The sequence below is a fragment of the Pseudomonas sp. NUPR-002 genome, assembly GCF_056322725.1.
Window position 1 is genome coordinate 4451295 of record NZ_CM150476.1, and the last position, 12119, is coordinate 4463413.

The following is a 12119-nucleotide window of genomic DNA, read 5'->3' on the forward strand; positions in this document are numbered from 1 at the left end:
CGTGGGAGCGGGCTTGCCCCGCGATCAAAGAGGCAAGTGAACTATGCACACCTGGATCAACGCCCTCGCCGACCTGCAAGCCCGCGGAGAAGCCTGCGTGCTGGTAACCATCATCGAGGAGCGCGGCTCAACGCCACGCAATGCCGGCTCGAAAATGGTGGTCAGCGCCGAGCAACTGTTCGACACCATCGGCGGCGGACACCTTGAATACAAAGCGATGAAGATCGCCCGGGAAATGCTCGCCGAACGCCGCGAGTCCCCCCATCTGGAACGCTTCAGCCTGGGCGCCAGCCTGGGCCAGTGCTGTGGCGGCGTCACCGTACTGCTGTTCGAACCGATGGGCCAGGTACAAGCGCAGATCGCGGTATTCGGTGCAGGCCATGTTGGCCGCGCTCTGGTACCCTTGCTCGCCGCGCTGCCCTGCCGGGTGCGCTGGATCGATTCGCGCGAGCAGGAGTTTCCCGAGTACATACCCGCCGGGGTCAGCAAGATTGTCAGTGAAGAGCCGGTCGATGAAGTCGACGAACTGCCCGCTGGCAGCTACTGCATCGTCATGACCCACAACCACCAGCTGGACCTGGAACTGACGGCCGCCATCCTCAAACGCAATGACTTCACCTGGTTCGGCCTGATCGGCTCGAAAACCAAGCGCGTCAAGTTTGAACACCGCCTGCGTGAACGCGGCTACAGCGATGAGCGCCTGCAACGCATGCGCTGCCCGATGGGCCTGGCCGAAGTCAAAGGCAAGCTGCCGATTGAAATCGCCGTGTCCATCGCCGCCGAAATCATTGCCACTTACAACGCCAGCTTCGGCCAGCACGACAACGCTGCCAACGCCGGCCCGATTGCCCAATTGCTGCCGCCCTCTCGGCGCAGCCAAGCCATATGACGAGAGCCCTATGAGCGCAACCCGCAAAGCCTACCGTGCTGCCATCCTGCACAGCGTCGCCGACCCCGCCGAGGTGGGAATCGAAGCGTCCTATCAGTATTTCGAAGACGGCCTGCTGCTGATCGACAACGGTAAAATCAGTGCCCTGGGTCACGCCAGCGATCTGCTGCCGACCCTGGCGGCCGACATCGAGGTGCAACACTATCAAGACGCCTTGATCACCCCGGGTTTCATCGACACCCACATTCACTTCCCGCAGACCGGCATGATCGGTTCCTACGGCGAGCAACTGCTCGATTGGCTCAACACCTACACCTTCCCGTGCGAAAAGCAGTTTGCCGACAAGGCACATGCTGACAAGGTGGCGAAGATCTTCATCGAAGAGCTGCTGCGCAACGGCACCACCACCGCCCTGGTGTTTGGCAGCGTGCACCCGACCTCGGTCAATGCCTTCTTCGAAGAGGCCGAGCGCCTGGACCTGCGGATGATTGCCGGCAAGGTGATGATGGACCGCAACGCCCCGGACTACCTGACCGATACCGCCGAATCGAGCTACGTTGAAAGCAAGGCGCTGATCGCGCGTTGGCATGGCAAAGGTCGCCTGCACTATGCCGTGACCCCGCGCTTCGCCCCAACCAGCACGCCGGAGCAACTGGCCCTGGCCGGACAACTGCTCGGCGAGTTCCCTGACCTGTACATGCACACTCACCTGAGCGAGAACCTCAAGGAGATCGACTGGGTCAAGGAACTGTTCCCAGAGCGCAAGGGCTATCTGGACGTTTACGATCACTTCAAGCTGCTGGGCGAACGCTCGGTATTCGCCCACGGCGTACACCTGTGCGACGACGAATGCCAGCGCCTGGCCGAAACCGGCTCGGCCGTGGCCTTCTGCCCGACGTCCAACCTGTTCCTCGGCAGTGGTTTGTTCAACCTGCCACAGGCCGAGCGATTCAAGGTCAAGGTCGGGCTGGGTACCGACGTGGGTGCGGGCACCAGTTTCTCGCTGCTCAACACCCTTAACGAAGCCTATAAGGTCATGCAACTGCAGGGCGCACGCCTGAGCCCGTTCAAGTCGCTGTACCTGGCCACCCTCGGTGGCGCTCAGGCGCTGTACCTGGATGACCGGATCGGTAGCCTCAAGCCGGGCAACGATGCCGACTTCGTGGTGCTCGATTACAAGGCCACGCCGCTGATGGACTACCGCATCCAGCAGTCGAACAGCATCGACGAAACCCTGTTCGTGCTGATGACCCTGGGGGATGACCGCACCATCAAGCAGACCTTTGCCGCGGGTCGCTGCGTGCATCAGCGTTGAAAACATCGCGGGGCAAGCCCGCTCCTACAGTAGGAGCGGGCTTGCCCCGCGATCAATTTCAGCCCTTGAGCGGTACCGAACTACCGCGTTTCTTGGTCTGCAACAGGTGTGAAAAAACCGCATGCAGATCATCCGAAGCGCTGTCTTCGTCGAGGTTGAGCTTGCTGTCGATGTGATCCATGTGATGCATCATCAGGCTGACGGCCTGATTGGCATCACGGGCCTCGATCGCATCGATCAGTTGCATGTGCTCATCGTACGAGCAGTGCGAGCGGTTGCCGCTTTCGTACTGGGCGATGATCAACGAGGTTTGCGAGACCAGGCTGCGCTGGAAGCTGATCAACGGGGCATTGCCTGCAGCCTCGGCCAGTTTCAGGTGGAACTCACCGGACAAGCGAATACCGGCGCCCCGATCGCCGCGGGAAAAGCTGTCACGTTCTTCACGCACCATCTGGCGCAACTCGTTGAGCTGCTCGGCGGTCGCATGCTCGACCGCAAGCTCAGTGATCGCACGCTCGACCAAACGCCGGGAAAAGAACACCTGACGGGCTTCCTCAACCGTAGGGCTGGCCACTACCGCGCCGCGATTGGGCCGCAACAGCACCACACTTTCATGGGCCAGGCGCGACAGCGCACGGCGGATGATGGTTCGGCTGACGCCAAAGATCTCGCCCAGGGCTTCCTCGCTCAACTTGGTACCCGGCGCCAGACGCTGCTCGAGAATAGCCTCGAAAATGTGCGCGTAGACGATGTCGTCCTGGGTTCCGCTGCGCCCGGCCTTGCCGGTACGCACTGGTTTCTTGAGAGGTTGCAGCTGTTCGTTCATGGGCACTCGAGCGTGGAGATCGACCTATCGGACCCTGACTGTAATAGCAGCCAGTAGGGCAAAGGCAAGTCTTGGTAAGAAAATTAAACGATAAAGGTATGCGCACATTGTACACAGCCGCAGCGATTTCTGCAGGGGATGATGGCCTTTATAGCGACGCGACGAAATTATTTGCGCACAGCAACGAAAACATTATTTGCATTCTTTGTATACAAACGCATAATCCGTCGTGCAACTTCCTGACCCAGAAGTCAACTAACGGTCCGGACGCCTGCCATCCCATCCGCCTCACAGAGCCCCCAGTGCGTGCGCAGGACAAGCTCTGAAAAACAAGAAAAGACTTGAGGAGTACTCGCTGTGGAAAGCCGCAAATCCGAAGCCCCTACGCTGGATCTTGCTCCGCCGCTCGAAACGAGCTTGCTGGAGCGGATTTTCAAACTCAAGCTACATGGCACCACCGTCAAGACCGAAATGATCGCTGGGTTGACCACCTTCATCACCATGGCGTACATCATCTTCGTTAACCCCAACATCATGGCCGATGCCGGTATCGATCATGGAGCGGCATTCGTCGCCACCTGTATCGCCGCCGCCCTCGGTTGCCTGTTGATGGGCCTGTATGCCAACTGGCCGGTAGGCCTGGCACCGGGCATGGGGCTCAACGCCTTCTTTACCTACACCGTGGTCGGGACCATGGGCTACACCTGGGAGGCCGCGCTGGGCGCGGTGTTCGTCTCTGGGGTGCTGTTCATGCTGCTGACGCTGTCGCGGGTGCGTGAATGGCTGCTCAACAGCATTCCCGTCAGTTTGCGTCATGCAATGGGTGCCGGCGTCGGATTGTTCCTCGGACTGATCGGTCTTAAAACTGCCGGGATTGTCGTCGACAGCCCCGCTACCCTGATCAAGCTCGGCTCCCTGCACGAGCCAGGTCCGCTGCTGGCGGCGATCTGCTTTCTGATGATTGCCGTGCTGAGCTACCACCGCGTGTTCGGTGCGATCCTGATCAGCATCATCGGTGTCACCTTGGCCGGCTGGGGTCTGGGCCTGGTCGAATACGGTGGCCTGTTCTCGCTGCCGCCAAGCCTGGCGCCGACCTGGATGGCCATGGACGTAGCGGGCGTGTTCAACGTCAGCATGATCGCTGTGGTATTCGCCTTCCTCTTCGTGCACATGTTCGACACCGCCGGTACGCTGATGGGCGTCGCCCAACGGGCCAACCTGGTGAATGCCGACGGGCGTATCGAAAACCTGTCGCGTGCGTTGAAGGCCGACAGTGCGTCGAGCGTATTCGGTGCCGTGGTTGGTGTACCGCCGGTCACCAGCTATGTAGAGAGTGCTGCGGGTGTAGCGGCAGGCGGACGTACGGGCCTGACGGCGGTAGTGGTCGGCTTGTTCTTCATCGCCGCGATGTTCTTCGCCCCGCTGGCAGGGATGATCCCGGCCTACGCCACGGCAGGTGCGCTGATTTATGTCGCCATGTTGATGATGGGCAGCATGGCTCACATCAACTGGGATGAAGCCACTGACAGCATTCCGGCCATTGTCACGGCCATCATGATGCCGCTGACTTTCTCGGTTGCCGACGGTATTGCCTTGGGCTTTATCACCTTTGTCGTGCTCAAGGCCGGTACCGGTCGTTTCAGCGAAATCTCCGCGAGCCTGTGGGTGCTGACGGCGATCTTCATTGCCAAGTTTGTGTTCCTGTAAGCCGCGCTGCAACACGACCAAGCCTCACCTTCGGGTGGGGCTTTTTTATGGGTCTTCACGGGTTATTGGGGGAAGGCCTGGGATTGGGATTGGTTTGAGGGATGTGGGCTTATCCGTTTTTTGTGGTGGCCGTGCTGGCCCCTTCCGCCTTCACGGCGGCCTCCTTTTTTCTTGGAAAAAGGAGGCAAAACCGCTGGCTCCAGCATCCGGCCCTGCCGGTGGGAGCGGGCTTGCCCCGCGATTTGCTGTATCGCGCCAGATCGCGGGGCAAGCCCGCTCCCACCGTGACAAGCCCTCCACTCGACCTCCTGAAGTCGCTAAATTACGATTGTGGGGGCTTGTGGCTTTGCTTTTGCTTTGTGCGCGCGTTAGTTCAGACGCTGCGGTCTGCGACTTCAGGAGGCTGAGTGGAGGCATTGCGTAGTGAGGTGACGGGCAGGAGCCCGTCAAGCGCTTCGGGCCATGGATGGCCCGTTAGCGCGGTCCTCACGGGAGCAATGCCGGAGCGAAGGAACCCGGAGCGAAGCGCAGGGCCGGATGCAGGAGCGAGCGGTTTTGGTTCCTTTTGCCAAGACAAAAGGGACCCGCCGTAAGGGCGGAAGGGGCCAGCATGGCCACCACAAAAAACGGATAAGCCCGCAGCCCTCAAAGCCAAAGCCAAAGCCAATTCTTCCCCGACAATCCGTGAACCCAAAAAAAAGCCCGCAGTGTGAGCGGGCAAGGACCTACGAAGATTCTTCTAGCGACCAACTAGCTTCCGCGGTAGGTCGAGTAACTGTATGGCGAGATCAGCAGCGGTACGTGGTAGTGATCCTGCTCGGCACTGATGCCAAAACGCAGTACCACCACATCAAGGAAGGCATGCTCCGGCAGTTTCACGCCACGGGCGCGGTAGTAGTCGCCGGCATTGAACTGCAGCTGATACACACCACTGCGGTAGTCATCACCTTGCAGCAGTGGCGCGTCGCAACGGCCATCGCTGTTGGTCAGTGCAGTGTTCACCAGCTCCAACTGCTGGCCTTCAACCCGATACAGCTCGACTTTGATCGAGCTGCCAGGGCAGCCGTGAGCGGCATCCAGTACATGCGTGGTCAAACGTCCCATTGCTTGCTCGCCTCTGTTCTATCTGTGGGCAAAAAATCCCGCACGGCACCGGGAAAAGACACGGCAGTGTGCGGCTGTCGGATTATTAAGACATTTTTCTGTAAAATTGTACACAATAATTCGGTATTCTTTCCTGGCACGCCCGCTACCTCCTGTAAATACGCCATCAGTCGCAAAACCACGCCGCTGGCCGACGAATGCGTCATTAGCTGACCAGTCAGGCAGGTTTCTTGCACAGGTTTTTTGGGGCGAAAACTGAAAGAAATACGAAAAAACAGGCTTACAAACGGCAAACAAAGTTGTATACAATCATCTCATCGACGTGGGCATTCCCCTACACGGGCGCCACGCCATCCGTTTACACGAATAAGAAGGAAGACTGCAGTGAGCGCTGACTATCCTCGCGACCTGATCGGTTACGGCAACACCCCACCCCATCCGCGCTGGCCGGGGAATGCCCGCATTGCTTTGTCTTTCGTGCTCAATTACGAAGAAGGCGGTGAACGCAACATTCTTCACGGGGACAAAGAGTCAGAAGCTTTTCTCTCGGAAATGGTTGCCGCCCAGCCGCTGCAGGGCGCGCGCAACATGAGCATGGAATCGCTCTACGAATACGGCAGCCGCGCCGGTGTCTGGCGCCTGCTCAAGCTGTTCAAGGATACCGGCGTACCGCTGACCATCTTTGCAGTGGCCATGGCCGCCCAGCGTCACCCGGACGTGATCCGCGCCATGGTTGAAGCCGGTCACGAGATCTGCAGCCACGGCTACCGCTGGATCGACTACCAGAACATGGACGAGGCCCAGGAGCGCGAGCACATGCTCGAAGCCATCCGCATCCTCACCGAACTGACCGGCGAGCGCCCACTGGGCTGGTACACCGGCCGCACCGGCCCGAACACCCGTCGCCTGGTGATGGAAGAAGGTGGTTTTCTCTATGACAGCGACACCTACGACGACGACCTGCCCTACTGGGAAGCGAACAACCCGACCGACAAGCCGCACCTAGTGATCCCCTACACCCTGGACACCAACGACATGCGCTTTACCCAGGTCCAGGGTTTCAACTGCGGCGAGCAGTTCTTCCAGTACCTCAAGGACGCCTTCGACGTGCTGTACGAAGAAGGTGCCGAAGCGCCGAAGATGCTGTCCATCGGCCTGCACTGCCGCCTGGTCGGCCGCCCGGCACGCCTGGCAGCACTCAAGCGCTTCATTGAATACGCCAAGAGCCACGATCAAGTCTGGTTCACCCGGCGCGTGGACATCGCCCGTCACTGGCATGCCACCCACCCTTACAAAGCCGAGAACGTCTAATGACCGCTTTCAAAACCCTCACGCCGTCGTCCCTGGAGCGCAGCGCGTTCGTCGAAGCCTTTGCCGACATCTACGAGCACTCGCCGTGGGTCGCCGAAAAGGCTTACGACCTGGGCCAACTGCAGGAAGTCGACCAGATCGAAGCCCTGCATCAGCGCATGAGCGACATTCTGCTCAGCGCCGATCATGCCGCTCAGCTGGCACTGATCAATGCTCACCCGGATCTCGCCGGCAAAGCTGCCATCCAGGGCGAGCTGACTGAATCGAGCACCAACGAACAGGCCGGCGCCGGTATCCACCAGTGCACCGCCGAAGAGTTTGCACGCTTCACCGAACTCAACGACGCCTACAAGGCCAAGTTCCACTTCCCGTTCATCATGGCGGTCAAAGGCAGCAATCGGCACCAGATCCTCGCCTCGTTCGAGAAGCGCATCCACAACTCGGTCGAGGCCGAGTTCAAGGAAGCGCTGGCGCAGATCAACCTGATTGCCCTGTTCCGCCTGCTGCAACTTTAAGGGTAAGCCCGACCTTACCCTCCACAACACAGAATAAAGAGAATCCGCATGCGCACTTTAGTGATTGAGCCATTGACCAAAGAAGCCTTCGCCCCTTTCGGTGACGTGATCGAAACCGACGGCAGCGACCACTTCATGATCAACAACGGCTCGACCATGCGCTTCCACAAGCTGGCCACGGTACAAACCGCCCAGCCCGAGGACAACGCGATCATCAGCATCTTCCGCGCCGACGCGCAGGACATGCCGTTGACCGTTCGCATGCTGGAGCGCCATCCGCTGGGCAGCCAGGCGTTTATTCCGCTGCTCGGCAATCCGTTTCTGATCGTGGTCGCGCCCGTTGGCGATGCACCTGTATCAGGTTTGGTCCGTGCTTTTGTCAGTAATGGCAAGCAGGGCATTAATTACCATCGCGGCGTCTGGCACCACCCGGTGCTGACGATCGAAAAGCGGGATGACTTCCTGGTGGTTGATCGCAGTGGTACTGGCAACAACTGCGATGAGCATTTTTTCAATGAGGATGAGCAATTGATCCTCGCCCCCCACCAATAAGAGAAGACTGAGCATCCGGCTACAGGATGCCAGGGTAAGAGGTAAAGACTGTGGAAGCACATCTGTTGGAATGGCTGAACCTGAGCGTGCGTTGGGTTCACATGATCACTGGCGTAGCATGGATTGGCGCGTCGTTCTATTTTGTCTGGCTGGAAAACAACCTCAACCGCGCTAACCCGCGCGACGGTCTTTCTGGCGATCTCTGGGCGATCCACGGTGGCGGGATCTATCACCTGGAGAAATACAAGCTGGCTCCGCCAAAAATGCCGGAGAACCTGCATTGGTTCAAATGGGAAGCCTACTTTACCTGGATGTCGGGTATTGCCCTGCTGTGCCTGGTGTTCTATTGGAACCCGACCCTGTACCTACTGGCCCCTGGCAGCACCCTGAGCGGTGGTGAAGGTATCGCCATCGGCGTGGGTTCGCTGATCGCTGGCTGGTTCATCTACGACTTCCTGTGTGACTCGCCTCTGGGCAAGCGCCCTGCACTGCTCGGTCTGGTGCTGTTCGTGCTGGTCATTGCTGCCTGCTACGGCTTCAGCCAAGTGTTCAGCGGTCGTGGTGCTTACCTGCACACCGGTGCAATCATCGGCACCATCATGGTCGGTAACGTGTTCCGCATCATCATGCCGGCCCAGCGTCAGCTGGTCGCCGCCATCGAAGCCAACCAGACTCCGGATCCGGTACTGCCGGCCAAGGGCCTGCTGCGTTCGCGTCACAACAACTACTTCACCCTGCCGGTGCTGTTCATCATGATCAGCAACCACTTCCCGAGCACCTACGGTAGCCAGTACAACTGGCTGATCCTGGCCGGTATCGCTGTGGCTGCAGTGTTGGTTCGTCACTACTTCAACACCCGTCACGACAGCAACAAGTACGCCTGGACCCTGCCAGTCGGTGCCCTGTCGATGATTTGCCTGGCTTACGTCACTGGCCCTGCGCCAATGCCGACTGCCCCTGAGCAAGCAGCCGCCAAAGTCGAATACCAACCCCTGCCGGAAACCGCGCTGGGTGGCAAAACCGCCGCAGAAAAAGCTGCTGAAAAAGCTGCCGAACCTGCCCAGGCTGCCGCACCTGCCGAAGCGCCAGCAGCAGAAGTCGCCAAACTCGACGATGCCGGTTTCGACAAGATCCACAGCGTCATCCAGGAACGTTGCGCCGTGTGCCATTCGGCCAAACCGACCAGCCCGCTGTTCAGTGCTGCTCCGGCCGGCGTGATGCTCGACACCCCGCAACAAATCCAGCAACAAGCCGCTCGCATTCAGGCACAAGCAGTCACCACGCAGATCATGCCGTTGGGCAACATCACTCAGATGACCCAGCAGGAACGTGAACTGATTGGTGCCTGGATCGCCAAAGGTGCACCGACCAACTAAGCAAAAAGCTTCAAGCGGCAAGCTACAAGCTACAAGCTGCAAGCCAAGCGCGCTCCCCTGCTTCTTCTTGAAGCCTGGCGCTTGAGCTTGCAGCTCAAAGAATAAAAACAAAACCGAGGTGTTGCATGTCCGAGTCACGCAAGGCGTACATCCCTGTTGCGCCCCCACGACAGCCACTGCCCATGCTCCAACTGTTCCTGGTGGGTCTACAACATGTCTTGCTGATGTACGGAGGCGCGATTGCAGTGCCCCTGATCATCGGCCAGGCCGCCGGCCTTTCTCGTGAAGAAGTCGCTTTCCTGATCAATGCCGACCTGCTGGTCGCTGGTGTCGCCACCATCGTCCAGTCGTTCGGCATTGGTGCTGTCGGCATCCGCATGCCGGTCATGATGGGTGCAAGCTTTGCTGCCGTCGGCAGCATGGTGGCCATGGCCGGTATGCCCGGCGTCGGCCTGCAAGGTATCTTCGGTGCAACGATTGCAGCCGGTTTCTTCGGCATGCTGATCGCACCGTTCATGTCCAAAGTGGTGCGTTTCTTCCCGCCGTTGGTGACCGGCACGGTCATCACCTCCATCGGCTTGTCGCTGTTCCCGGTTGCTGTGAACTGGGCCGGTGGCGGCGCTGAAGCCGAGTCCTTCGGCTCTCCCATTTATCTGCTGGTTGCCGCCCTGGTTCTGACCACTATTTTGCTGGTCAACCGCTTCATGCGCGGTTTCTGGGTCAACGTTTCGGTGCTGATCGGTATGGGCCTGGGCTACATCCTCGCCGGTTCCATCGGCATGGTTGACCTCTCCGGCCTCGATGAGGCGCCGTGGGTGCAAGTGGTTACCCCGCTGCATTTCGGCATGCCGACCTTCAGCCTGGCGCCGATTCTGTCGATGTGCCTGGTGGTGGTGATCATCTTCGTTGAGTCCACTGGCATGTTCCTGGCCCTGGGCAAGGTCACCGACCGTGAGGTCACCCCGGGCATGCTGCGTCGCGGCCTGATGTGCGACGCCGGTGCGTCCTTCGTGGCCGGTTTCTTCAACACCTTCACCCACTCCTCGTTTGCCCAGAACATCGGCTTGGTGCAAATGACCGGCGTGCGTTGCCGCTATGTCACCGTAGTGGCCGGTGGATTTCTGATCCTGCTCAGCCTGCTGCCCAAGGCAGCCTTCCTGATCGCTTCGATTCCACCTGCGGTACTGGGTGGCGCCTCGATTGCCATGTTCGGCATGGTCGCGGCCACCGGAATCAAGATCCTCCAGGAAGCCGACATTGCCGACCGCCGCAACCAGTTGCTGGTGGCCGTCAGCGTTGGCATGGGCCTGATTCCAGTCGTACGCCCGGAGTTCTTCGCGCAGATGCCGCAATGGATGGAACCGATCACCCACAGCGGCATCGCCATGGCCACCGTCAGCGCGTTGATCCTCAACCTGCTGTTCAACATCCTCGGTGGCGCCGAACGCGCGGCGCATAACGACGCCGTCCACCAGCACTGAGTTTTTGGGCGGCGCTTGCCGCCCAGCTTCACCCAGGCAACTCGCAAGACCGTCAACCCGTAGGAGCGGGCTGGCCGGGGCGCTTCGCGCCGAAAAAACCGAAAACCAACAATAACAAAGCCGGGAATCACAACATGAAAGGCATCACCACCTCCCTTCTGTTGGGTAGCAGTCTGCTGGCCGCCGTGCCAGCCAACGCAGGGGACCTGTTGCTCTGGCACACCAACAGCCTCTCCTACCTCTATGGCAAGGACTTCCAGGTCAACCCTGCAATCCAGCAGACTGTGACCTTCGAACACGCCAACCAGTGGAAATACGGCGACACTTTCCTGTTCATCGACAAGATCTTCTACAACGGCGGCACCGACCGCAACAAAGGCAACAACACCTACTACGGTGAGTTCAGCCCGCGCCTGTCGCTCGGCAAGATCTTTAACCAGAATCTGCAGTTCGGCCCAATCAAAGACGTGTTGGTGGCCATGACCTATGAGTCAGGTGAAGGCGACAACGAGGCCTACCTGATTGGCCCAGGCTTCAACCTGAACGTTCCCGGCTTTAACTACTTCAACCTGAACTTCTACCTGCGCAACACCGAGGGCAGCCGCCCGGGTGACGGTGTCTGGCAGATTACCCCGAGCTTCTCCTACACCATCCCTGTGGGACGTTCCGACATCCTGATTGATGGTTACATGGACTGGGTGGTCGATAACGACGAAACCCGGCGCGGCACCTACCACGCCAACCTGCAGTTCAACCCACAGGTCAAATACGACCTGGGCAAGGCCCTGAACCTGGGCGCCAAGCAGTTGTACGTGGGTGTTGAGTACAGCTACTGGAAAGATAAATACGGTATCGAGAACAGCGGTCGCCTGGACACCAATCAGAGCGTGACCAGCGCCCTGGTTAAGGTTCACTTCTAAAACCTGACCAAACGCACAGTTTTAGTGATACCTGCTCCAGGACGGAGCACTTGAGGACCCGCGCGCAAGCCAGTAATCTGCGCGCCCCCTCGCTCAGGGCAGGATGGATCCTGCCTGCGTTTG

General features: G+C 59.3%; 11 protein-coding genes. 9 read left to right on the top strand and 2 right to left on the bottom strand.

The window, feature by feature from the left end; all coding sequences use genetic code 11:
- Positions 1 to 43 precede the first annotated feature (43 nt).
- Together xdhC and guaD are read left to right on the top strand one after the other, a co-directional pair.
- Positions 44 to 889: a xanthine dehydrogenase accessory protein XdhC gene (gene xdhC, locus ACVWSC_RS20325; RefSeq protein ID WP_442108885.1), complete on the top strand. Its 846-nt coding sequence runs from the start codon at positions 44 to 46 to the stop codon at positions 887 to 889.
- Between the two features lie 10 nt (positions 890 to 899).
- Positions 900 to 2204, top strand: coding sequence for a guanine deaminase (guaD, locus tag ACVWSC_RS20330; protein ID WP_442108886.1), 1305 nt, complete (start codon positions 900 to 902; stop codon positions 2202 to 2204).
- Positions 2205 to 2262: 58 nt separating this feature from the next.
- Here guaD and ACVWSC_RS20335 read toward each other — a convergent pair whose 3' ends face one another.
- Entirely contained in the window at positions 2263 to 3030 is a 768-nt protein-coding gene (locus ACVWSC_RS20335) for a GntR family transcriptional regulator (RefSeq protein WP_442108887.1), read from the bottom strand.
- A 357-nt stretch (positions 3031 to 3387) separates the two neighbouring features.
- Between ACVWSC_RS20335 and ACVWSC_RS20340 the strand changes: the two genes are divergently transcribed.
- Positions 3388 to 4737: an NCS2 family permease gene (locus tag ACVWSC_RS20340; RefSeq protein WP_442108888.1), complete on the top strand. Its 1350-nt coding sequence runs from the start codon at positions 3388 to 3390 to the stop codon at positions 4735 to 4737.
- Between the two features lie 750 nt (positions 4738 to 5487).
- Here ACVWSC_RS20340 and uraH read toward each other — a convergent pair.
- A complete protein-coding gene (gene uraH, locus ACVWSC_RS20345) occupies positions 5488 to 5841 on the bottom strand; it encodes a hydroxyisourate hydrolase (RefSeq protein ID WP_133217234.1) in 354 nt (117 codons plus the stop codon).
- Positions 5842 to 6225: 384 nt separating this feature from the next.
- On the opposite strand from uraH, the gene puuE reads away from it, so the two are divergent.
- From puuE to ACVWSC_RS20375, 6 genes are all read left to right on the top strand, one after another.
- A complete protein-coding gene (puuE, locus tag ACVWSC_RS20350) occupies positions 6226 to 7152 on the top strand; it encodes an allantoinase PuuE (protein ID WP_442108889.1) in 927 nt (308 codons plus the stop codon).
- A complete protein-coding gene (gene uraD, locus ACVWSC_RS20355; protein ID WP_442108890.1) occupies positions 7152 to 7667 on the top strand; it encodes a 2-oxo-4-hydroxy-4-carboxy-5-ureidoimidazoline decarboxylase in 516 nt (171 codons plus the stop codon). Before puuE ends, uraD begins: the two co-directional genes overlap by 1 nt.
- A gap of 48 nt (positions 7668 to 7715) precedes the next feature.
- Positions 7716 to 8219 (top strand): ureidoglycolate lyase, encoded by a 504-nt coding sequence (locus ACVWSC_RS20360; protein WP_128324414.1) that lies wholly within the window; start codon positions 7716 to 7718, stop codon positions 8217 to 8219.
- 50 nt (positions 8220 to 8269) lie between these two features.
- Entirely contained in the window at positions 8270 to 9595 is a 1326-nt protein-coding gene (locus ACVWSC_RS20365) for a urate hydroxylase PuuD (RefSeq protein WP_442108891.1), read from the top strand.
- Positions 9596 to 9720: 125 nt separating this feature from the next.
- Entirely contained in the window at positions 9721 to 11076 is a 1356-nt protein-coding gene (locus ACVWSC_RS20370; protein WP_442108892.1) for a nucleobase:cation symporter-2 family protein, read from the top strand.
- Between the two features lie 134 nt (positions 11077 to 11210).
- A complete protein-coding gene (locus tag ACVWSC_RS20375; protein WP_442108893.1) occupies positions 11211 to 11996 on the top strand; it encodes an outer membrane protein OmpK in 786 nt (261 codons plus the stop codon).
- The last annotated feature ends 123 nt before the right edge of the window (positions 11997 to 12119 follow it).